The 22286-nt window shown below is 70.2% G+C and carries 22 protein-coding genes; 15 read left to right on the forward strand and 7 right to left on the reverse strand.

The window, feature by feature from the left end; translation table 11 throughout:
• Nucleotides 1–56 precede the first annotated feature (56 nt).
• The gene (locus HLB44_RS13985) at nt 57–485 is read left to right on the forward strand and encodes a VOC family protein (protein ID WP_173123438.1); all 429 of its coding nucleotides are present in this window, start codon (nt 57–59) and stop codon (nt 483–485) included.
• Between the two features lie 22 nt (nt 486–507).
• Nucleotides 508–1479 carry a Bug family tripartite tricarboxylate transporter substrate binding protein gene (locus tag HLB44_RS13990; RefSeq protein ID WP_173123440.1) on the forward strand — a complete coding sequence of 324 codons (972 nt, stop codon included), beginning with the start codon at nt 508–510 and terminating at the stop codon, nt 1477–1479.
• A gap of 2 nt (nt 1480–1481) precedes the next feature.
• On the opposite strand, the gene HLB44_RS13995 is transcribed toward HLB44_RS13990, so the two are convergent.
• Genes HLB44_RS13995 through HLB44_RS14005 form a run of 3 tightly spaced genes read right to left on the reverse strand, consistent with a single transcriptional unit; the run spans nt 1482 to nt 4469 of the window.
• Nucleotides 1482–1841: a VOC family protein gene (locus HLB44_RS13995; protein WP_173123442.1), complete on the reverse strand. Its 360-nt coding sequence runs from the start codon at nt 1839–1841 to the stop codon at nt 1482–1484.
• Nucleotides 1810–2733 carry an AraC family transcriptional regulator gene (locus HLB44_RS14000; protein ID WP_173123444.1) on the reverse strand — a complete coding sequence of 308 codons (924 nt, stop codon included), beginning with the start codon at nt 2731–2733 and terminating at the stop codon, nt 1810–1812. Before HLB44_RS14000 ends, HLB44_RS13995 begins: the two co-directional genes overlap by 32 nt.
• Nucleotides 2730–4469, reverse strand: coding sequence for a sensor domain-containing protein (locus HLB44_RS14005; RefSeq protein ID WP_173123446.1), 1740 nt, complete (start codon nt 4467–4469; stop codon nt 2730–2732). The genes HLB44_RS14000 and HLB44_RS14005 overlap by 4 nt, the downstream gene beginning before the upstream one ends.
• A 125-nt stretch (nt 4470–4594) precedes the next feature.
• Here HLB44_RS14005 and HLB44_RS14010 point away from each other — a divergent pair, with 125 nt between their 5' ends.
• The 3 genes from HLB44_RS14010 to HLB44_RS14020 all read left to right on the forward strand — a co-directional run bounded on the left by HLB44_RS14010 (nt 4595) and on the right by HLB44_RS14020 (nt 8436).
• Entirely contained in the window at nt 4595–5575 is a 981-nt protein-coding gene (locus tag HLB44_RS14010) for a substrate-binding domain-containing protein (RefSeq protein WP_173123448.1), read from the forward strand.
• 20 nt (nt 5576–5595) lie between these two features.
• Complete coding sequence (locus tag HLB44_RS14015; protein WP_173123450.1) at nt 5596–8022, forward strand: hybrid sensor histidine kinase/response regulator; 2427 nt, start codon at nt 5596–5598, stop codon at nt 8020–8022.
• Nucleotides 8023–8130: 108 nt separating this feature from the next.
• On the forward strand, nt 8131–8436 hold the full coding sequence (locus HLB44_RS14020; RefSeq protein WP_173123452.1) for a hypothetical protein: 306 nt from the start codon (nt 8131–8133) through the stop codon (nt 8434–8436).
• A gap of 106 nt (nt 8437–8542) precedes the next feature.
• Here HLB44_RS14020 and HLB44_RS37875 read toward each other — a convergent pair whose 3' ends face one another.
• From HLB44_RS37875 to HLB44_RS14040, 4 genes are all read right to left on the reverse strand, one after another.
• A complete protein-coding gene (locus HLB44_RS37875; protein WP_343051324.1) occupies nt 8543–10093 on the reverse strand; it encodes a methyl-accepting chemotaxis protein in 1551 nt (516 codons plus the stop codon).
• 183 nt (nt 10094–10276) lie between these two features.
• A complete protein-coding gene (locus tag HLB44_RS14030; RefSeq protein ID WP_173123456.1) occupies nt 10277–11149 on the reverse strand; it encodes a pirin family protein in 873 nt (290 codons plus the stop codon).
• An 11-nt stretch (nt 11150–11160) separates the two neighbouring features.
• Entirely contained in the window at nt 11161–11919 is a 759-nt protein-coding gene (locus tag HLB44_RS14035) for a sulfite exporter TauE/SafE family protein (protein WP_173123458.1), read from the reverse strand.
• 19 nt (nt 11920–11938) lie between these two features.
• Nucleotides 11939–12298, reverse strand: coding sequence for a hypothetical protein (locus HLB44_RS14040; RefSeq protein WP_173123460.1), 360 nt, complete (start codon nt 12296–12298; stop codon nt 11939–11941).
• An 88-nt stretch (nt 12299–12386) separates the two neighbouring features.
• Here HLB44_RS14040 and HLB44_RS14045 point away from each other — a divergent pair, with 88 nt between their 5' ends.
• From HLB44_RS14045 to HLB44_RS14090, 10 genes are all read left to right on the forward strand, one after another.
• Nucleotides 12387–13448 (forward strand): RNA methyltransferase, encoded by a 1062-nt coding sequence (locus tag HLB44_RS14045; RefSeq protein WP_173123462.1) that lies wholly within the window; start codon nt 12387–12389, stop codon nt 13446–13448.
• Between the two features lie 129 nt (nt 13449–13577).
• Nucleotides 13578–14576, forward strand: a complete 999-nt coding sequence (locus HLB44_RS14050) for a PstS family phosphate ABC transporter substrate-binding protein (RefSeq protein WP_173123464.1) — start codon at nt 13578–13580, stop codon at nt 14574–14576.
• Nucleotides 14577–14621: 45 nt separating this feature from the next.
• Nucleotides 14622–15605, forward strand: a complete 984-nt coding sequence (gene pstC, locus HLB44_RS14055; RefSeq protein ID WP_246312256.1) for a phosphate ABC transporter permease subunit PstC — start codon at nt 14622–14624, stop codon at nt 15603–15605.
• Between the two features lie 13 nt (nt 15606–15618).
• Nucleotides 15619–16563 carry a phosphate ABC transporter permease PstA gene (gene pstA, locus HLB44_RS14060; protein ID WP_173123466.1) on the forward strand — a complete coding sequence of 315 codons (945 nt, stop codon included), beginning with the start codon at nt 15619–15621 and terminating at the stop codon, nt 16561–16563.
• A gap of 4 nt (nt 16564–16567) precedes the next feature.
• Nucleotides 16568–17362, forward strand: coding sequence for a phosphate ABC transporter ATP-binding protein PstB (pstB, locus tag HLB44_RS14065; RefSeq protein WP_173123468.1), 795 nt, complete (start codon nt 16568–16570; stop codon nt 17360–17362).
• Between the two features lie 22 nt (nt 17363–17384).
• The gene (gene phoU, locus HLB44_RS14070) at nt 17385–18092 is read left to right on the forward strand and encodes a phosphate signaling complex protein PhoU (protein ID WP_173123470.1); all 708 of its coding nucleotides are present in this window, start codon (nt 17385–17387) and stop codon (nt 18090–18092) included.
• A gap of 2 nt (nt 18093–18094) precedes the next feature.
• Nucleotides 18095–18793, forward strand: coding sequence for a phosphate regulon transcriptional regulator PhoB (gene phoB / locus HLB44_RS14075; RefSeq protein WP_173123472.1), 699 nt, complete (start codon nt 18095–18097; stop codon nt 18791–18793).
• Nucleotides 18794–18804: 11 nt separating this feature from the next.
• Nucleotides 18805–20151, forward strand: coding sequence for a phosphate regulon sensor histidine kinase PhoR (gene phoR / locus HLB44_RS14080; RefSeq protein ID WP_173123474.1), 1347 nt, complete (start codon nt 18805–18807; stop codon nt 20149–20151).
• Between the two features lie 78 nt (nt 20152–20229).
• Complete coding sequence (locus HLB44_RS14085) at nt 20230–21087, forward strand: class I SAM-dependent methyltransferase (protein WP_173123476.1); 858 nt, start codon at nt 20230–20232, stop codon at nt 21085–21087.
• A 91-nt stretch (nt 21088–21178) separates the two neighbouring features.
• Nucleotides 21179–22222: a transglycosylase SLT domain-containing protein gene (locus tag HLB44_RS14090; protein ID WP_173123478.1), complete on the forward strand. Its 1044-nt coding sequence runs from the start codon at nt 21179–21181 to the stop codon at nt 22220–22222.
• The last annotated feature ends 64 nt before the right edge of the window (nt 22223–22286 follow it).

Here is a 22286-nt window from a genome sequence, read left to right on the forward strand (position 1 = left end):
AACGAGGGGCGATTTTAGGCGTCGGCCGCGCTCCTCACGCCTAAGATCGGCGGCCTATGCCCATCAAGCTGCTTCGCCTCGACCACCTGGTGCTGCGCGTGATCGATCTCGACACGATGCTGCGTTTCTATTGCGAGGTGCTCGGCTGCAGCGTCGAGAAGCGCCAGGACTCGATCGGCCTGGTGCAGCTGCGCGCCGGCGATTCGCTGATCGACCTGGTCCCGGTCAGCGGCCAGCTCGGCCGCGCCGGTGGCGCCGCACCCGGCCGCGAAGGTCGCAACCTCGACCACTTCTGCCTGCGCATCGAGGCCTTCGACGAGGCGGCGATCCGCGCCGAGCTGGCACGCCATGGCGTCAAGGTCGGCGAGTTCGGTTCGCGCAATGGCGCCGAGGGTGAAGGCCCGTCGATCTACCTCGAGGATCCCGAGGGCAACGTGGTCGAGCTGAAGGGGCCGCCGTGGTCTGCCGAGCGGCTGGGCGACTGATTCACACGACAGGAGACACCCGATGACGAGCCGCCGAACCCTGCTGAAGCTGGCCGCCGGCAGCACTGCGCTGTCGCCGCTGGGCACTGCGCTGGCGCAGGCCTGGCCGGCGGCCAAGCCGATCACGCTGATCGTGCCGTGGCCGCCCGGCGGCTCGACCGACCGGCATCTGCGCGCGCTGTCGGAGATCGCCGGCAAGCACCTCGGCCAGACCATCGTCATCGACAACAAGCCCGGCGCCGGCGGCACGCTCGGGCCGGGTGTGATGGCGCTGACCGCCAAGCCCGACGGCTATACGATCGCGCAGTTCCCGATGGGCATGCTGCGCATCCCGCACATGCAGAAGGTGCAGTGGAATCCGCTCACCGACTTCAGCTTCATCCTCGGCGTCTCGGGCTACACCTTCGGCTTCACCGTCAAGGCCGACTCGCCGTACAAGAGCTTCAACGACTACATCGAGGCCGCGCGCAAGGCCCCGGGCAAGGTCGACTACGGCTCCACCGGCGTTGGCACCTCGCCGCACCTGCTGATGGAAGAGGTCGCCGCCAATGCCAAGGTGCAGCTGACGCACGTGCCGTACAAGGGCAATGCCGACCTGCAGCAGGCGCTGCTCGGCGGCCACGTGCAGGCGCAGAGTGATGCCACCGGCTGGGACAAGTTCGTCGATTCGGGCCAGATGCGGCTGCTGGTCACCTTCGGCGAGCAGCGCACGAAGCGCTGGCCCGAGGTGCCCACCGCCAAGGAGCTGGGCTACGGCGTGGTCGCGTCCTCGCCCTACGGCCTGGTCGCGCCGAAGGGAATGGACCCCGCGGTGCTGAAGGCGCTGCACGACGCCTACAAGAAGGCGCTCGAAGACCCCAAGCACCTGGAAGTGCTGGCGCAGCTGAACCAGGACGTCTGGTACCGCAACGGCGACGAGTACGCCGCCTGGGCGCGCGAGACCTATGCCAAGGACAAGGCGCTGATCGAGCGCCTCGGCCTGGCGGCAAAGTAGTCTCAGGCGCGCACTGCCTCGACGTTGTTGCCGTCCGGATCGATCAGGAAGGCCGCGTAATAGCTCGCAGAGTACTCGGCCCGTGGGCCGGGTGCGCCGTTGTCGCGGCCGCCTTCGCGCAGCCCGGCGGCGTGGAAGGCGTGCACCGCCTCCGGCGTGCCGGCACTGAACGCGACGTGGCAGCCGGTCGGCGGCGCGCTGCTGTTCAGGTGCAGCCAGAGCGCCGGCGCGCCCGGCGGGCCGAAGCCGGCATGGTCGTCGCCGCGCGGGCCCGGCACATGGCCGAGCGGCGCGAGCACCGCCTCGTAGAAACGGCAGCTCGCCGCGAGATCACGGACTCTCAATCCCAGGTGGTCGTACATGGTGTGGGCGTTGACGGGTGGTTGAACACGCCAGCCCATGCTGCAGCGGAGCGTCGAAATCCTCTTGGAAAATCTTGCGGTTCCCGCGTGCCGCCTGGCGGAAGGCGCGCGGCGAGACGCCGGCGGCGCGACGGAAGCTGCGCGTGAAGTTCGACAGGTCGGCGAAGCCGACGTCGTAGGCGATGTCGGTGATCGGCTGCTCGGGCGCCTCGGCCAGCCGCCGTGCCGCGTGGCGCAGCCGCGCGCGCAGCAGGTGCTGGTGCGGCGTGATGCCGAGCACGCGGTTGAATAGGCGCAGGAAGTGGAACGGACTCGTCGCCTGCTCGGCGGCGATGCGCTCGAGGTTCAGCGGCTCGGCGGCATGCGCCTCGATCCACAGCGCGGCCTCGACCGCGCGGCGCCGGTCGCGCGGGTGCGGCGCGTCGGCGCCGGCGATCGATCCGCCGGCCAGCGCCGCGAAGCGCGCGGCGAACAGCAGGCCGACCTCGTCGACGCCGAGGTCGCTGCGCCCCTCGGCCGCGGCCTGGGCCAGCTCGCCGAGCACGACCAGCTCGGGCAGCGGCGGCAGGCTGCCGCTGCGCCAGGCCTCGCCGCGGCCGCCGCCGAGCTCGTCGACGAAGGCCGGTGCCAGGTGGAAAGCCAGGCACTGGTCGCCGCCCGCGTGGTGCTCGTGCGTGCAAGTGAACTCGTCGCCGGGGTGGCCGATCAGCACCGAGCCCGCGACCAGCTCGTGCTGCCGCCCGCGCGTGCGGCAGCCGAAGCTGCCGGCCCGCACGTAGGAGATCGAGGTGTCGAGATGCGCCTCGGTGAATGGCCGGTCTCGCGGGCCGTGCGTGCAGCGGTAGTCGACGATGCGCAGCGCGCGGTTGCCGGCCAGCGCGTCGACGATCATCGCGCCTCGCCGAAGATCCGGAACAGGTTGCGGCCGGCCTCCTTGGCCTGGTACATCGCGGCGTCGGCCTTGTACAGCAGCGCGGCCGCGTCGCTGCCGTCGCCGGGGAACAGCGCGATGCCGACGCTGGCCGAGATGCGCGCGACCTCCGACTCCAGCACGAAGGGCTGCGCCAGCGCCTCGACGACCTTCTGCGCGACCAGCGCCGCATCCTCGCGTCGGCCGAGCGGCGCCAGCACGATCGCGAACTCGTCGCCGGAGAGGCGCCCGACGGTGTCGCCCGCGCGCACGCAGGCCTTCAGCCGGTGCGCCACCTGCACCAGCAGCCGGTCGCCGGCGGCATGGCCGAGCGTGTCGTTGACGGCCTTGAAGTGGTCGAGGTCGACGAACAGCACGCCCAGGCACCAGGCGCTGCGCTGGCCGACCGTCAGCGTCTGCTCGAAGCGATCGAGGAACAGCGTGCGGTTCGGCAGGCCGGTCAGCGCATCGAACTGCGCCAGCAGCGTCAGCCGCTCCTCGGTGCGGCGGCGGTCCATCGCCGTGGCCAGCGTATTGGCCAGGCTCTGCAGGTAGCTGGCGACATCGGGCGTCAGCCGGCGCTGCCCCCGGGTGTAGGCGCCGAGGATGCCGTAGGTGCCGCCGACGCCGGTGATCGGCACGTCGACGCCGCTGTGGATGCCATGCGCGCGCACCAGCGCACAGGGCACGAAGCGCAGGTCGCCGCCGAAATCCTCGACCACCACCGGCGCCACCGCGTCCAGCACGTGGCGGTTGTGCGAGGGCGGCGCCAGCTCGCGGTCGATGCTGCCGACCCAGCCCGGCGCCCAGCCGGTGCCGGCCGTCAGCAGCAGCTGCTGGCCGCCGGGATCGAGCAGGTGCAGCCGGCAGAAGTCGACCTCCAGCCCCTCGCTGACGGCCGCGGCCGCGCGCTCCATCAGCACTTCGACGCCGACGTTGGCCAGCGCGGACTGGCCGAAGGCGGCGATCAGGCTCTGCTGCTGCGCATGGCGGCGGATGATCGCCTCGGTGTGCTTGTTGCGCGTGATGTCGCGCACGACGTTGACGGCGATGCGCCGCCCGGCGATCACCGCGCCGCGGCGGCGGATCTCGATCGGGATGCGCTGGCCGTCGCGGTGCTTGAGCCAGATCTCGGCCCACTGCTCGGTGCTGGCGTCGGTGTCGAGCGCCTGGTACTGGCGGCGCAGCGCATCCATGTCGACGTTGGGCGCCATGTCGGGGATCTGCAGCGCGAGGAATTCCTCGCGCGAGTAGCCGAGCACGCGGCAGCCGGTCTCGTTGACGTCGATGAAGCGCATGGTCTCGCAATCGACCACGTGGATGCCGTCGGCCGTGGCGTCGATCGCCGCGCGGAAGCCGCGCATGTCCTCGTCGCGCTGGCGCTGCGCGGTGATGTCGAGCGCGATGCCGCGGTAGCCTGCGAAGGCGCCGTGTTCGTCGAAGACCGGTTCGCCGCACAGCCGCACCCAGCACGCGCCGCCGTTGGCCCCGCCGCGGCACAGGTCGAGGTCGCGAAAGGCCTGCTGGCGCAGCAGCAACGCCCGGTGCGGCGCCCAATCGGCCGGCGACAGCTTCAGCGCCGGCGCATCGCGGCCGCAGAAGTGCCGCAACTGCAGCTGCGCGTCCAGTTCCCAGTAGCCGCAGCCCGCCTGTTCCGCCAGGTACGCGAGCCGCACGTCGTCCGGCGCTGACACGGCGGACGCAGGGCTTCGGTTCATCGGGCGTGAGGGGTGCGCGAGTCGCAGCAATGTAGCGGGAATCACGCACCGGCACGAGGCGGCTTGACCGATACTCGACGCAAAACAGCGCTCAGGGAGCACCGACGCGCCAAAGGTGTGCACGCATGCGACGCAGACCGCTTCTCCTGATCGTTGTGGCCGCCGCGCTGCCCGGCCTGCACGCCTGTCGCGATGCCTCGGTCGCCCCGGCGGCCGCACCGGCATCGCAGCCCGCCGGCAAACGCCGCATCGCGCTGGTGATGAAGACGCTGACCAGCCCCTTCTTCGTCGAGATGGAGAAGGGCGCACGGCGCGCCGAGGCCGAGCTGGGCATCGAACTGCTGGTCAAGACCGCGGCGCAGGAAACCTCGATCGAGCAGCAGATCGCGATCATCGATCAGCTGACCCGCGCCAAGGTCGACGCCATCGTCATCGCACCGGGCGACTCGTACCGGCTGATCCCGGGGCTGCGCAAGGCGCAGCAGGCCGGCATCGCCATCGTCAACGTCGACAACCGGCTCGATCCGGAGGCCTCGCGCAAGGAGGGCCTGGGCACGGTGCCGTTCATCAGCGTCGACAACCGCAAGGGCGTCTACGGCGCCGCGAAGTACCTCGCCGAAGGGCTGCGCCAGCCGACGCAGGCGGCGATCATCGAGGGCATCCGCAGCGCCTCGAACGCCGAAGACCGCAAGCAGGGCGCGCTGCAGGCCTTCGCCGAGAACAAGCTGGTCTCGGTGGTCGCCAGCGAATCGGCGAACTGGAAGATCGACGATGCCCACGAGGTGGCGCGCAAGCTCTTCACCGAGCATCCGCGCATCAAGCTGCTGGTCTGCGCCAACGACATGATGGCGCTCGGCGCGATCCGCTACCTGCAGCAGGCCAAGATCCGCGGCGTCAAGGTGGCCGGCTACGACGCGCTGGACGAAGCGCGCCAGGCGATGCGCGAAGGCTGGATGGCCGCCAGCGTCGACCAGCAGGCGGCGCAGCAGGGCTTCATGGGCGTGGCCTATGCGGCGCGGCTGCTCAAGGGTGATAAGTTGCCCGCCGACACGCTGCTCGAGACCAAGCTGATCACTGCGAAAGACCTGGCCCCTGCGGCCAAGTAAGGCCCGCTGCAACGCGACGCATGGCACAGCCGACCGACCCGCCGCCGCGTGCCTCGAAACGCCGCTGGTTCGAGCCGCAGCGCAACATTGCCCATCGCTTCATCGCCTACCTGGCGCTGTCGAGCATCCTGCCGCTGCTGCTGCTGGGCTTCGCGTCGTTCGAGATCTCGCGCTCGGCGCTGCGCAGCGAGGCCGAGCGCCACCTGTCGCAGCTGCTGATCGAGCGCAAGCGCTACGTCGACCTGCAGACCGAGCAGACCGAGGACCTGATCGCCAACATCTCCGGCGTCGAGGCGATCAGCACCGGGCTGGCGACGCCTTTCGATCCGGCCGACAACTACGCGCGCCTGTCGATGCAGGCGCGCATGGGCTACATCCTCAACGGCTACGTCAACATCAAGGGGCTGGTGTCGATCGACCTGTTCAGCGAGCGCGGCGCGCAGTACCACGTCGGCGACACGCTGGACGTCGGCCCGCTGCGCCGCGACGTGCTCGACGAGCTGCGCCGCCAGGCCGCGGCGAGCACGCGGCCGGTGCACTGGGTCGGGCTGGTCGACAACGTCAACCGCAACTCGCGCGTGCCGCAGGTCATCACCGCCGCCAAGCTGCTGTATGGCCTGCGGCCGGGCACCGCCGAACAGGTGCCGCTCGGGCTGCTGCTGGTGAACTACAACCCGAACTACCTGCGCGAGCAGTTCGGCGAGGTCGCCGGCGGCGGCGCGGTGCAGCTGGCGCTGCTCGATGGCGCCGGGCGCCTGATGGTGCACCCCGATGTGCGCCGCGTCGGCAGCCTGGTCGATGGGGCGATGAAGGACCAGCTGCAGGGTGATGCCGGCAGCTTCCTGTGGGATCGCAACGGCGCGCCGGCGCTGGTCAGCTTCCGCCGCTCCGAGCCCTCGGGCTGGCCGCTGGTCGGCTTCGTCTCGCTCGAGGCCATCAATGCGCATGCCGGCGCGATCGGCCAGGCCACCGCGCTGGTGGCGCTGCTGTGCCTGGCGGTGGCCGGCATCGCGGCGGTGTCGTACTCGCGGCGCGTCGTCGCGCCGCTGCGGCACATCACCGAGCGCTTCGCGCAACTGCGCGGCGACCGCGCGCTGCCGCAGCAGCACCTGCCGGTGCAGGGCGACGACGACATCGCCGAGCTGTCGCGCGGCTTCAACGCCTTTCTCGATGGCCTGCACGAGCGCGAGCGCGCCGAGCGCGCGCTGCAGGACGCCGACGCCGAGCGCCGCGCGCGTTTGGCAGCGGAGGCCGCCAGCGAGGCCAAGAGCCTGTTCCTGGCGAAGATGAGCCACGACCTGCGCACGCCGCTGAATGCGGTGCTCGGTTATGCGCAGATCTTGAAGCGCGACAAGACGTTGACGGCGCGCCAGGCGATGGGCCTGAACACGATCCAGAGCAGCGGCGAGCACCTGCTGATGCTGATCAACGACATCCTCGACCTGTCGAAGATCGAGGCCGGCAAGCTCGAGCTGCAGCTCGAGGACATCGACCTGGCCGAGTTCCTGCGGCAGATCGGCGACACCATTCGCGTCAAGGCGGAGGAGAAGGGCCTGGCCTTCGAGCTCGCCGCCGCGCCCGACCTGCCGGCCGCGCTGCGCTGCGACCACAAGCGCCTGCGCCAGGTGCTGCTGAACCTGCTCGACAACGCGGTGAAGTTCACCGACAGCGGCCGCGTCAGCCTGCGCGTGCGCCCGCTGGCGGCCGACCCGGTGCAGCCGGCGCTGCCGCCGGGCATCGTGCGCCTGCGCTTCGAGGTCGAGGACAGCGGCGTGGGCATCGCGCCGCAGCAGATCGAGGCCAGCTTCCGGCCCTTCGAGCAGGTCGGCGAGACGCGCCGGCGCGCCGCCGGCACCGGCCTCGGGCTGGCGATCAGCCGCCAGCTGGTGCGCGTGATGGGCGGCGATGTCCAGGTGCGCAGCGTGCCCGGCGCGGGCACCAGTTTCTGGTTCGACCTGCCACTGGCCTTCACCGACGTGCGCCCGCAGCGCGCGCCGCCGCAGCGCGCCGCCACCGGCTACCAGGGCCGGCCGCGGCGCGTGCTGGTGATCGACGATGTCGCGGCCAACCGCGCGCTGGTGCACAGCTTCCTGGTGCCGCTCGGCTTCGAGGTCTTCGAGGCCGACAACGGCCAGGCCGGTGTCGAGAAGGCTCAGTCGCTGCAGCCGGACCTGGTGCTGATGGACATGTTCATGCCGGTGATGGACGGGCTGGAGGCGACGCGGCAGCTGCGCATGACACCGCCCTGCGAGGCGGTGCCGATCATCTCGGTGTCGGCGATCGCTTCCAGCTCGGACCGCTCGCTGAGCCTGGCCGCCGGCGCCGACGCCTTCCTGCCCAAGCCGATCGACTTCGATGCGCTGACCAACGAGGTCGGCCGGCTGCTGAAACTGAGCTGGACCTACGAAGACGTGCCCGCCGCCTGGGAGCGGCCCGGCGCCACCTGATCGGCGATCCTTCTGGGCGGAAATGCGGTGACGGATGACCCGTTTTTAGCGCTTCACCGTGCAGGGCGCAGGACAACAATCTCGCTGGAACCATTCCACGAGCTCGCCATGACCAAGCCGACCGCCAAGGCCATTTCACTCTCGCCGACCGGCAGCCTGCTGACCTCCGTCAGCGCCGGGCTGCTGCTGGGCCGGGTCGTGATGGGCCTGTCGGCGCGCCACCACGGCTCGACCGCCGGGCTGGTCGTGTCGATGATCTTCCTGATCGCCGCGACCGCGTCGGTGACGCTGTTCCTGACCCATGCGCATGCGCAGCGCCGCAGCGCGCAGCCGGCGCCGATCCAGACCTGGCTGGTCGCGCTGGGCGCCGGCATCCTGGCGTCGATCCACGCCGAAAGCCTGTTCCAGGGCTGATCGAACCGGCGGCGCCCGGCGCCGCTGCTGCTTGGTCCCGGAAACGACGATGCGGCCCGCGGGCCGCATTTTTCGTGGGCGCGCCGGCGAACCGGCGCTTGGGCGATCAGACCTGGAAGACGGCGACCGCCTCGGTCAGCTTCTTGGCCTGCTGGCTCAGGCTCTCGGCCGCCGCGGCGCTCTCTTCGACGAGTGCCGCGTTCTGCTGCGTCATGTGGTCGAGCTGATTGACGGCCACGCCGATCTGGCCGATGCCGCCGCTTTGTTCGACGCTCGAGCTGCTGATCTGGGTGATCAGCGAGCTGACGCGCTGCACCTGCGCGACGATGCCTTCCATCGAGCGGCCGGCGTCGCCGACCAGCCGCGAGCCGGCCTCGACCTTGTCGACGCTGGCGCCGATCAGGTCCTTGATCTCGCGTGCGGCCTGCGCGCTGCGCTGGGCCAGGCCGCGTACTTCGGACGCTACCACCGCGAAGCCGCGGCCGTGCTCGCCGGCACGGGCCGCCTCGACGGCGGCGTTCAGCGCCAGGATGTTGGTCTGGAAGGCGATGCCATCGATCACGCCGATGATGTCGGCGATCTTCTTCGAGCTCTCGCTGATCGCGGCCATGGTCGTGATCACGCTGCCGACGACGCTGCCGCCTTCGGTCGCTGCGCCGCAGGCGTTGCCGGCCAGCTCGGTGGCCTCGCGCGCGGTGGCGGCGGTGTTGTGCACGGTGGCGGTGATCTGCTCCATCGCCGCCGCGGTCTGCTGCAGGCTGCTGGCCTGCTCCTCGGTGCGCTGGCTCAGGTCGGCGTTGCCGGTGGCGATCTGCGACGAGCCGGTGGCGATCGAATCGGACGCCGCACGCACCTGGCCGACGATGCCGACCAGGCTCTCATTCATGCGCTTCAGCGCCGCCAGCAGCTGGCCGGTCTCGTCGCGGCGATCGGCAACGATGCGCGAGCGCAGATCGCCGTTGGCGACCACCTCGGCCACGCGCACCGCTTCGTGGATCGGCCGCGTGATCGAGCGGGTGACGGCCCAGCAGCACAGCGTTGCCAGCACGATGCCGGCGAGCGCCAGCCCGATCTGCAGCGCGTTGGCGCGGCTGCGCACGGTGCCGACATCGCTCACCGCGCGGCCGGCGCGCTCCATCGCGCGGGCAGCGACGGCATCGCTGGCCACTTCCATTGCATGCGTGAACTGCTTGGCCTTGCCGATGTCGGCATTGGCCTGCGGCGTGGTCGTCAGCTGGCCGCTCTTGATCTGCGCGACCGTCGCGTCGAAGCCGGCGGCGTAGGCCTTCAGGCTGGCGGTCATCTCGTCGAGTGCCTTGGCATCGTCGCTGCCGAGGTCGAGCGCACGCGCCTTGGCGATCGTCTCGTCGAGCTTGGCGCGCGCGTCGCGCCACTTCTTCAGATAGGCATCGAGCTTGTCCACCTCGGCCAGGTTGATGAAGGCGTCCTTCTCGAAGCGCCGCGCCTGCAGCACCGCGTTCTGGATCGCGGCAGCATGCTGCGCCAGCATCACGTCCTGCGTCAGCACGCGGGCGGTCGTGCCATACAAGGTGTTCAGGCCCCAGAGGCCCGACAGGGCCACCGCGGCGGTCATCAACAGCACACCGCCGAGCACGAGTGCCAGCCGTGCGCCGATGCGCAAGTTCGAAAAGGTCATCATGGGATGGGTCAATCGAGGGTGCGCCCGGGGGCGGGCGCGGTGCTGCAGGAGGGGTGAAGCGGAGGGGGTGAAGCGGAGCGGGAAAAGCAGGACGAGTCGTGTAGGGAACTCTAGTCCGCTGCCGTTCGCGCGAAGCCCGGAACAACGGCGGCTTCGGCGCCTTGTTCAGTGAGCACTACATCAGCGCCGCCACGGCGGCATCGCGATCCGGTCGTGCTCGCCGGGGATCGGATCGAAGGCATCAGCCTGCCAGCGCTCGGCAGCCGCCTCGATCAGGGCGCGCTCGCTGGCGACGAAGTTCCACCACATCGCCGGCGGTTTCGGCAGCGCGGCGCCGCCGATCAGCACGCAGCGCAGCGGCGCATCGGCTTCGAGCAGCGCCGCGCGGCCGGCGTCGAGCACGATCAGTTGCTGCGCCGGCAGCGTGGTGCCGTCGAGCCGCGCCTCGCCGGCCGGCAGGTACAGCGCCAGCTGCTCGGCCAGCGGCGGCAGCTCGACACGCGCGCCGGCGTCCAGCGCGAGGTCGAGGTACAGCGTCGGCGTGGCGGTGCGCACCGGCGAGACCTGGCCGAAAGCCGCGCCGACCAGCACGCGCACGCGCAGCCCCGGCTGCGGCTCGGTTTCGGGAATTGCGGCGGCTTCGACATGCTGGAAGGCCGGCGCGCACTGCTCCTGGTCGGCCGGCAGCCCGACCCACAGCTGCAGCCCGTGCAGGCGCCGGGCGCGGCCGCGCTGGTCGTCGGGCGTGCGCTCGGAGTGCACGATGCCGCGGCCGGCGGTCATCCAGTTCACCGCGCCGGGCGCGATCTCCTGCACCGTGCCCAGGCTGTCGCGGTGCAGCATGCGGCCTTCGAACAGGTAGGTCACCGTCGCCAGGCCGATGTGCGGATGCGGGCCGACGTCGCTGTCGACCTCGGCCGGCAGCTCGACCGGGCCGAAGTGGTCGAAGAAGACGAAGGGGCCGACGCTGCGCTGCGCCGCTGCGGGCAGCAGCCGGCGCACCTGCAGCCCGCCGGCGAGGTCGTGGATGCGGGGTTTCAGCAGCAGCGTCATCAGCGAAGTCCTCACAGCAGTTGCGGCAGCGCCGCGGCCAGCAGCGCGATGCCCGAGACGGTCAGCAGGCCCAGCACGACGCTGCGAAAGGCCTTGTCGCTGATGCCCAGGTAGACCCGCGTGCCGAGCCAGGCCGGCAGCAGCAGCGCCGGCAGCACCAGCGCCAGCTGCGGCCACAGCTCGCGGCCGACCTGGCCGGCGGCCAGGTAGCTGGCCATCGTCAGCGCCAGCATCGCGAGGTTGAAGTTCTGGATCACCGCGCGCTGCTGCTCCTTCGGCAGGTTGCGCAGCGTGCACCACAGCGTCGGCAGCGCGCCGGTGAAGCCGCCCAGCGGGCCCATCAGCCCCCCGGCGACGCCGGCCAGCCCGTCGGCGGCGCGCTGCACGAAGCGGTGGCGGAATTGAATGCGCGGCAGGCGGCCGGCCAGCAGCATCGCCGGGCACCAGATGACCAGCAGCGCACCGACGAAGGCGCGAAACACCGCCGGCTCGAAGCGCGGCAGCAGCCACAGCCCGAGCGGGATGCCGAGCAGCCCACCGGCGATGAAGGGCGCGAGCAGGGGCAGATCGAACCCGCGCCGCACCGTCAGCGCCGCGAACACCTGACCGCTCAGGCCGCCGAAGACCGCCAGCACCGCGGCCGTCTTCGGCGCCAACCCCCAGGCCCAGAACGACATCGCGACCATCGCGAAGCCGAAGCCCGACAGGCCCTGCACGAAGCCCGCGACCGCGGCGCCGGCGACGATCAGCGCGAGCGTGCCGCCGTCCATGGCAGGGCTGGGACAGCGCTCAATGCGGCTTGCGGGGAGGCTTGAAGGACTTGGGGCGGTAGACGTTGCCGTCCCATTCGCCGTCGACCTTGTCGGCGTCATTGCCGTTGCCCTTGCCTTTGCCGGTGCGCTTGCCTTCGCGGGCGCGGCGGATCAGGTCCTCGGCGGTGCGCGCGGCGTCCTGGCGCGCCTTCGGCGAGCTGCGGCGGCCGAAGGCGCGCAGCGTGTGCCAGAGCGACAAGCTGCGGTAGCGCAGCACCGCCCAGCAGCGCCGGCCGAAGGCATCGAGGCGGTCCTGCTGCCGCTCCGGCAGCGCCATGCGCACCAACATCACCAGGCAGGCGATCAGCACCAGGGCGGCAAGCAGCAGTTCGAACACGATCGGGAAACCCGGCAATGGAGCCGTCGATGGTAGCGGCTTGCCTACACTTGCGGCTTGGCGTTTCCCGCGTTTTCATCCTGCCCCCGTGCGTTTAGCCGACCTCCGAGACCACCTGCGCGCGCTGGGCGCGAAGCCCGCGCACGAGCGCCGCGTGCTGCGGCTGTGGGCCAATGCGCTGCCGCAGTCGAGCGGCCGGCGCCGGCCCGAGGACTTCCTGCCGCAGGCGCTGCGCGACGGACTGCCGGCGCTCGAGGCCGAGTGGGCCGGCCTGGCGCGCCTTCAGTCCGAGCATCCGGCCGACGACGGCTCGGCGCGGCTGCTGGTGACGCTGGCCGATGGCCAGACGGTGGAGAGCGTGCTGCTGCCGCGCGACGGGCTGTGCGTGTCGACCCAGCTCGGCTGCGCGGTCGGCTGCCTGTTCTGCATGACCGGCCGCAGCGGCCTGCTGCGCCAGCTCGGCAGCGCCGAGATCGTGGCCCAGGTCGTGCTGGCACGGCGCATGCGGCGGGTGCACAAGGTCGTCTTCATGGGCATGGGCGAGCCGGCGCACAACCTCGACAACGTGCTCGAAGCGATCGAGCTGCTGGGCCAGGAAGGCGGCATCGGCCACAAGAACCTGGTGTTCTCCACCGTCGGCGATCCGCGTGTCTTCGAGCGCCTGCCGTTGGGTGTCGTCAAGCCGGCGCTGGCCCTGTCGCTGCACACGACGAAACCGGAACTGCGCGCAAAGCTGCTGCCGCGCGCGCCGAGCTTCGATCCGGCCGAACTGGTCGAGGCCGGTGAACGCTACGCTCGCGCCACCGGCTATCCGATCCAGTACCAGTGGACGCTGCTGGAGGGCATCAACGATGGCGACGATGAGCTCGACGGCATCGTCCGGCTGCTCGCCGGTAAGTACGGCGTGCTGAACATGATTCCCTACAACCAGGTCGACGGCCTGGACTTCCGCCGGCCGTCGTGGGAACGCGCGGCCGACATCGCGCGCCGGCTGCACCGCCGCGGCGTGCTGACCAAGCTGCGCCACTCGGCCGGGCAGGAGGTCGACGGCGGCTGCGGCCAGCTGCGCGCCCGCGCGCTCGACGGCAGCGCCGCAGTGCGCCCGATCAGCGTGCATCGCAAAGATGTCGGCCCCGTGGCGGCTTCATGACACAACCGTGACAATTCGAGCGTGACGGGGTTCACGCTCCGGCTGTCATATTCGGCAGCCTCAGCTGTCATGAAAGCTTCATCAGCGCTGCCTACAGTGCGCCGGCAACGTCCTTCTCAGGAGCCCGCGATGAAAACCCACTTCACTTCCGCCGTCGTCCTTGCCGCCATGGCCTGGGCGCTGCCGCACGCCGCCGCCAACGCACAAGTCGTCAAGATCGACGGCTCGTCGACCGTGTTCCCGATCACCGAAGGCATTGCCGAGGACTTCCAGAAGGCCAAGAAGAACGCCATCAAGGTCACCGTCGGCATCTCCGGCACCGGTGGCGGCTTCAAGAAGTTCTGCCGCGGCGAGACCGACATCTCCAACGCCTCGCGCCCGATCCTGAAGAAGGAAATGGAAGACTGCAAGGCCGCCGGCATCGAGTATTTCGAGCTGCCGGTCGCGTTCGACGCACTGACCGTCGTGACGAACCCGAAGAACAGCTTCCTGAAGCAGATGACGGTCGAGGAGCTGAAGAAGGTCTGGGAACCGGCTGCGCAAGGCAAGGTGACGCGCTGGAACCAGGTCAACCCGGCCTGGCCGGATGCGCCGATCAAGCTCTTCGGCGCTGGCTCCGATTCGGGCACCTTCGACTACTTCACCGAGGCGATCAACGGCAAGTCCAAGGCCAGCCGCGGCGACTACACCGCCAGCGAAGACGACAACGTGCTGGTGCAGGGCGTCTCGCAGGACGTCAACGCCATCGGCTACTTCGGCTACGCGTATTACGCCGAGAACCAGGCCCGCCTGAAGGCCGTTGCGGTCGCCGACAAGGGCGGCAAGCCGGCCGTGCTGCCGAGCGAGCAGACCGTGCTGAACGGCAGCTACCAGCCGCTGTCGCGCCCGATCTTCATCTACGTCGCCGTCAAGGCGATGGCCAAGCCGGAGGTCAAGGAGTTCGTCGAGTACTACATGAAGGAGACGCCGCGCATCGCCAAGGAAGTGAAGTACGTGCCGCTGCCGGCCAAGGCCTACTCGATCAACCTCGAGCACCTGGCCAAGGGCAAGAAGGGCACGGTCTTCGGCGGCGAAGCCGAAGTCGGCGTGACGATCGACGCGCTGCTGGCGCGCGAAGCGAAGCTCTGAACCCGCGCCCGCGGTAACAAGCTCGAAGCGGCGAAGGAATAGCGCATGGCCCTGACCTCAACCAGCAGCGAGGCCGGCGCCATGCCGTCGCGGGCCGGCGTCGCCGGCTCGACCGGTGCCGCCAAGCTTGCCGAGTACGCGCAAGCCAAGGCGCGCCGGCGTCGCCGCGAGAAGATGATCGAAGCGGTGCTGCTGCTGGCGGCCTGCGTCTCGGTGTTCACGACCGTCGGCATCGTCTACATCCTGGTCAAGGAGTCGCTGGTCTTCTTCGCCCAGGTGCCGCTGTGGACCTTCCTGACCGACCGGCAGTGGACGCCGCTGTTCTCCGACGCACACTTCGGCATCATGGTGCTGATGTCGGGCACGCTGACCAGCTCGGCCGTCGCGCTGTCGATCGCCATTCCGCTCGGCACCGCGATCGCGATCTACCTGTCCGAATTCGCCGGCCACAAGACCCGCGAAACCCTGAAGCCGCTGCTCGAGATGCTGTCGGGCGTGCCGACGATCATCTACGGCTACTTCGCGCTGCTGTTCGTCACGCCGCTGATCCAGATCATCTATCCGGAGCTGCCGGGCTTCAACGTGCTGTCGGCCGGCATCGTGATGGGCATCATGATCATTCCGTACGTCTCGTCGCTGTCCGAGGACGCGATGCGGGCGGTACCCATGAGCCTGCGCGAAGGCTCGTACGCGATGGGCGCGACGCGCTATCAGACGGCCGTGAAGGTCGTCGTGCCGGCGGCGATGTCCGGCATCGCGTCGGCCTACATCCTCGGCATCTCGCGCGCGGTCGGCGAGACGATGATCCTGGCGGTCGCCGCGGGCATGCAGCCGAACCTGACCTTCAACCCGCTCGAGCCGGCGGCGACGATCACCTCCTACATCGTGCAGGTGGCGCTCGGTGACCTGCCGCACGGCAGCATCGGCTACCAGACGATCTTTGCCGCGGGCCTGTCGCTGATGCTGCTGACGCTGTGCTTCAACCTCGGCGGCCACTGGTTGCGGCGCCGCTTCCGCGAGGCCTATTGAGGAGCGGACCATCATGGCCAATGACACTTCATTGAAGCGTGACCGGTCGGCGCAGGAGCTGCGCGCGATCATCCGCCGCCACAAGCGCTGGGACATCCTGTTCGGCCTGCTCGGGCTGCTGGCGCTGTCGATCGGCATCCTGACCCTGGCGGCGCTGTTCGTCGACATGGCGGTGGCCGGCATCCCGCGGCTGTCGGCCGAGTTCTTCACCGAGTTCCCGTCGCGCCGCGCCTCGCAGGCCGGCATCCTGTCGGCCTGGGTCGGCTCGGCGCTGGTGATGGCGGTGACGGCGCTGGTGGCGGTGCCGCTGGGCATCGCCGGCGCCGTCTACCTCGAGGAATACGCGCGCAAGAACTGGTTCACCGATGTCATCGAGATCAACATCACGAACCTCGCGGGCGTGCCCTCGATCATCTACGGCCTGCTCGCGCTCGGCCTGTTCGTCTACACCTTCGGCCTCGGCCAGAGCATCCTGACCGCCGGCCTGACGCTGGCGCTGCTGATCCTGCCGATCGTCATCACGACCACGCGCGAAGCGCTGCGCTCGATTCCGCAGCACGTGCGCGAAGCGGCCTATGCCTGCGGCGCATCGCAGTGGCAGGTCGTCAGCCACCACCTGGTGCCCTACGGCACGCCCGGCATCCTGACCGGCGTGATCATCGGCCTGTCGCGCGCCATCGGCGAGACGGCGCCGATCATCACGATCGGCGCGCTGACCTTCATCGCCTTCCTGCCGCCGGTGCCGTTCCAGGGCGAGCCGCCGGCGGGCATGTTCGACTGGCTGTTCTCGCCGTTCACCGTGATGCCGATCCAGATCTTCAACTGGACCTCGCGGCCCGACCCGGCCTTCCACCAGAACGCCGCCGCGGCGAGCTTCGTACTCGTCTTCATGACGCTGGGCATGAACGCCCTCGCGATCTGGCTCAGGTATCGCCTGCGCAAAAACATCAAGTGGTGACCCCATGCCCTCGACGATCACCTTGCCGACCAAGCCGCCCGCGCTGAAGGCGGAATCCAAGCAGCTGGACTTCTACTACGGGGAGTTCAAGGCGCTGAAGGGCATCTCGATGCCGGTCTTCGAGAACAAGGTCACCGCGCTGATCGGCCCCTCGGGCTGCGGCAAGTCGACCTACCTGCGCTGCTTCAACCGCATGCACGACCTGTACCCGGGTCACCGCTACGACGGGCAGATCTACCTGCATCCGGACGAGGTCGACGTGCTCGACCGGCACGTCGATCCGATCGAAGTGCGCATGCGGATTTCAATGGTTTTTCAGAAGCCGAATCCGTTCCCCAAGTCGATCTACGAGAACGTCGCCTACGGGCTGCGCGTGCGCGGCGAGAAGTCACGCAGCTACATCGACGACAAGGTCGAGGCGGCCCTGAAGGGCGCCGCGCTGTGGAACGAGGCCAAGGACCGGCTCGACGACCTGGCGGTCGCGATGTCCGGCGGCCAGCAGCAGCGGCTGTGCATTGCGCGCGCGCTGGCCACCGATCCCGAGATCATCCTGTTCGACGAGCCGACCTCGGCGCTCGACCCGATCGCCACCGGCTCGATCGAAGAGCTGATCGGCGAGATCAAGCAGAAGGTGACTGTGCTGATCGTCACCCACAACATGCAGCAGGCCGCGCGCGTGTCGGACTACACCGCCTACATGTACCTGGGCGAGCTGATCGAGTTCGGCGAGACGCGCGAGATCTTCATGAAGCCCAAGCGCAAAGAGACCGAGGACTACATCACCGGTCGTTTCGGCTGACCCGGGACGAGCAAGGACCGCCATGACCGACAAGCATCTCTCGACCCAATTCGACGCCGAGCTCAGCGCCATCTCGACCCGCGTGCTCGAGATGGGCGGCCTGGTCGAATCGCAGGTGGCGCAGGCCATCTATGCGCTGACGAACTTCAGCGGCGAGACCTCCAGCCAGGTGCTGGAGCGCGAGGCGCGCGTCAACCAGATGGAGGTCGACATCGATCGCGACCTGTCGTCGATCATCGCGCGGCGCCAGCCGACCGCGCGTGACCTGCGCCTGCTGATCGCGGTCTCCAAGACCATCGGCAATCTCGAGCGCGTCGGCGACGAAGCGGCGCGCATCGCCCGCACCGTGCAGCGCCTGATGAACACCGGCGTCTCCAGCCGCATGCGGCTGCCGGTCGGCGACGTGTCCTTCGAAGCCAACCTGGCGACGACCTCGCTGCGGCGCGCGCTCGATGCCTTCGCGCGGCTGGATGCCGCCGCCGCGCTGGCGGTGATCAAGAGCGACAACGAGATCGACCAGGAGTTCGACGGCCTGCTGCGCAAGCTGGTGACCTACATGATGGAAGACCCGCGCACGATCTCGGCGAGCATCGACCTGGTGTTCGTCGCCAAGGCGATCGAGCGCGTCGGCGACCATGCCAAGAACCTCGCCGAGCAGGTCATCTACATCGTCAAGGGCGCCGACGTGCGGCACACCCCGCTCGAAGGCGTCGAATCGGTGGTGCGCTGAACATGGGCCGCGTGCTGATCGTCGAAGACGAGCCGGCGATCGCCGAGCTGATCGCGCTGCACCTGCGGCACGAAGGCCACGAGGTGCGGCTGGCTGCCGACGCCAACGATGCGGTGGAGCGCGTGCGCGAAACGCTGCCCGACCTGGTGATCCTCGACTGGATGCTGCCGGGCGAATCGGGCGTCGCGCTGGCGCGGCGCTGGCGGGCCGACCTGCGCACGAAAGAGCTGCCGATCATCATGCTGACCGCGCGCTCCGAGGAGCGCGACCTGGTGCAAGGCCTCGATGCCGGCGCCGACGACTACCTGACCAAGCCGTTCAAGCCGAGCGAGCTGATGGCCCGCATCCGCGCGGTGCTGCGGCGCAAGCTGCCCGAGGCGCTCGACGCCGCGGTGTCGGTCGGCGCGCTGTCGCTCGATCCGGCGACGCGGCGCGTGCACTTCGGCCGCGACGAAGTGACGCTCGGCCCCACCGAATTCCGCCTGCTGCGTTTCCTGATGACCTACCCGGAGCGCGTGCACAGCCGCTCGCAACTGCTCGACCGCGTCTGGGGCGACCATGTCTTCATCGAGGAGCGCACGGTCGACGTGCACATCAAGCGGCTGCGCGGCGCACTGGCGCCGGTCGGCTGCTCCGAGCTGATCGAGACCGTGCGTGGCGCCGGCTACCGGCTGAGCCGCACGCAGGCTTCCGCAGTCTGACCGCGGTGCCGATGGATCGACTCCCGCTGCGCACGCTCGGCGCCTGCGCCGCGCTGCTGGTCGGGCTGGTCGTCGGCCCGACGTTCGCCAGCGGCCCCGCCGCCTGGCTGCTCACCTTGAGCGTTACGGCGGCACTGGCGCTGCTGAGCTGGCTGCTGCTGGACTGGTGGTCGCTGCGCAAGCTCGCGCGCTGGGTTGCCGCCGGTGACGGCCGCGACGCGCCGCGCGGCGCGGGTCCGGTCGGCGAGCTCGGTTACCGCATCGAGCGGGCGATGCGTGCGCTCGGCGCCATCACGCAAGCCGAGCAGCGGCGGCTGGCACAGTTCCTCCAAGCGATCGAGGCCTCGCCCAATGGCGTGCTGCTGCTCGACGCGCAGGACCACATCCAGTGGCTGAACCATGTCGCCGCGCAGCACTTCGGCCTCGATGGCCTGCGCGATCGGGAACAGCGCATCACGAACCTGGTGCGCGCGCCCGCCTTCGTCGAGCACCTGCAGTCCGGCGACATCGACGAGCCCGTCAGCTTCCCCAGTCCGCACGGCGAAGCGCTGCTGCAGGTGCTGGTGCGCCGCTACGGCGAGGATTCGAAGCTGGTGCTGTCGCAGGACATCACCGAGCGCGAGCGCAGCGACACGATGCGGCGCGATTTCGTCGCCAACGTCTCGCACGAGATCCGCAGCCCGCTGACGGTGCTGTCCGGCTTCGTCGAGACGCTGTCGACGCTGCCGCTGACCGAAGTCGAGCGCGAGCGCGTGCTGACGCTGATGCGCCAGCAGACCCAGCGCATGCAGAACCTGGTGACCGACCTGCTCGCGCTGGCGCGCATCGAGGGCGCGCCGCGGCCGCCGGCCGATGCCTGGGTCGACGTCGCGGCACTGCTGCAGCACGTCGAGAACGACGCCCGGGCGAGCGACCACGGCCAGCACCAGCTGAGCGTCGATGCCGACGGCGGCGGGGCGGCCGTCAACGGCGACGAGTCCGAGCTCTTCAGTGCGGTGTGGAACCTGTGCAGCAATGCGCTGCGCTACACGCCGGCCGGTGGCAGCGTGCGCGTGGCCTACGTGCGGCGCGCCGACGGCGGCGCCGAATTCAGCGTGTCCGATTCGGGCGTCGGCATCGCCAAGGAACACATCCCGCGGCTGACCGAGCGCTTCTACCGCGTCGATTCGAGCCGCTCGCGCGAGACCGGCGGCACGGGCCTCGGCCTGGCGATCGTCAAGCACGTGGTGCAGCGCCATGGCGGCACGCTGCAGGTCGACAGCCAGCCGGGCAAGGGCTCGACCTTCCGCATCGTGCTGCCGGCGCACCGCGTGCGCGATGCGCAGCCGCTGCCGGCCCCCGCAACCGTGGTGTCGTAGTCCTACGCATTTCATCGGCCGTGTTCGCGCCCTACCGTATGCGCACCGCATGGCGGGCCAGAGGCAGGAGACACAACGATGAGGGCCGATACACCGAGCAGCACCGCGCTGCGCGCCGGCATGGCGCGCGCACGCCACCAGGTGCTCGACCAGGGGCGCGTATTCAACGATCCGCTGGCGCTGCGCATCCTCGGCCGCGAGACGGCCGAGCGCGTGATGACGGAGCCCGAGAACCGGGTGGCGCGCGCGCTGCGCGCGCCCCTGGCCGCGCGCAGCCGCATCGCCGAGGACACCATCCACGAAGCGGTCGCGCGCGGCGCGACGCAGCTCGTCGTGCTCGGCGCCGGCCTCGACACCTTCGCCTATCGCAGCCCCTATCCCGCACCGGCGCTGCGCATGTTCGAGGTCGACCATCCGGCGACGCAGGCCTGGAAGCGCGGGCTGCTCGCCGAGGCGGGAATCGCCGTGCCGCCGGCGCTGCGCTACGTGCCGGTCGATTTCGAGACTGGCGACTTCATGGCCGGCCTGCGCGCGGCCGGCTTCGATCCGCTGCAGCCGGCCGTCTTCACCTGGCTCGGCGTGACCGTCTACCTCACGAAAGACGTGGTGATGGCGACGCTGCGCGCACTGCGCGAGGCCGGCGCGCCGGGCAGCGCCGTGGTCTTCGACTATGTCAGCGAGCCGGGCCGCTGGCAGTGGCACCGCCGCGGCGTGCTGGCGCTGCTGAAGCGCCGTTTCGCGCGCATGGGCGAGCCGTGGCGCTTCTTCGCGCGCGAGGAAGCGCTGGCGCGCGAGCTGCTGGCAATGGGCTACCGCCGCGTCGAGGACCTGCGGCCGAACCAGATCCTCGAGCGGCTCTTCGCCGGCCACGAGGCCGACGTGCCGAAGCGGCGCAGCGGCGCCGAGTTCGGCGGCGTGATGCGGCTGTCGATGTAGGGGGAAGAGCGGCTCGGAGCCGATGTCGCGGCAGTGTTTCACGCTCGTGGGCGTGCAGCGTGGCGGCGCTGGGTTCATGATGCGCGCCGTCATGAGGTCTGCCGTCACTCCGCTGCTCGCCCGTTCGCTGCTCGTCATGGCGCTGGGCGCCTCCGCCGCCGCGGCCACGACCATGCCGGCGCTGGTGCCGCCGGTGCTGACGCTCGAATCGCTGCCGCGCCCGGCCGTGCCGCCGGCCGAGCGTGGGCCGGTGGTGCCCTCGCAGGTGCTGCGCTGGCGCCAGGAGGCGCAGGCGCTGGAGCACGGCGACGGCGGCATCGCGCGTGACCCCGTGCGCGCCGCCCAGCTGTACTGCCGCGCCGCACGTTATGGCGACGCCGAGGCGCAATACAGCCTGGCCTGGATGCTGACCAATTCGCGCGGCATCGAGCGCGACGATGCGCAGGCGGCGCACCTCTTCGCCGCGGCCGCCGAGCAGGGCATCGAGCAGGCGAAGAACATGCTCGCCTCGATGGGCACGCCGCGCGGCGATCCGCCGGCCTGCCTGCGCCCGCCGGACACCGATCCGCCGCCGCTGGCCGCAGCGCCGGTGGCGCCGGCCGCGCGTGCCAGGCTCGGGCAGGCCGGGCAACCCGGGCTCGCGCCGAACGCGCTGGCCTTCCTGCCGCCGCCGGCCAACGCACCCGAGCCGATCGTGCGCTTCGTCAAGCTGGTCGCGCCGGACTACCAGCTGCAGCCGCAGCTGGTGCTGGCGGTGATGGCCACCGAATCGAACTTCGACCCGCTCGCCGTCTCGCCGAAGAACGCGCAGGGCCTGATGCAGCTGATGCCCGACACGGCATCGCGCTTCCAGGTGCGCAAGCTGACCGATCCGGCGCAGAACATCCGCGGCGGCATGGCCTACCTGCGCTGGCTGCTGGCGTATTTCGAGGGCGACCTGGCGCTGGTGCTGGCGGCCTACAACGCCGGCGAGCGCGCCGTCGAGCGCTACCGCGGCGTGCCGCCGTACGCCGAGACGCGGCACTACGTGCGCCGCATCATCGCGTCGCTCGGCGGGGTGCGCTCGCATCCCTTCGATCCGAAGGTGACACCGCCGTCGGACGTGCTGCCGCTGCTGCGCAAGGCGGCGCGTTAACTGCTCCGGCTTGACGCGCTCGGCGACGCCGGTGCAAGCCGAGGTGGCCGACACCTGAACGTAC

Source organism: Pseudaquabacterium terrae (genome assembly GCF_013266755.1).
Taxonomy (GTDB): Bacteria; Pseudomonadota; Gammaproteobacteria; order Burkholderiales; family Burkholderiaceae_C; genus Pseudaquabacterium; species Pseudaquabacterium terrae.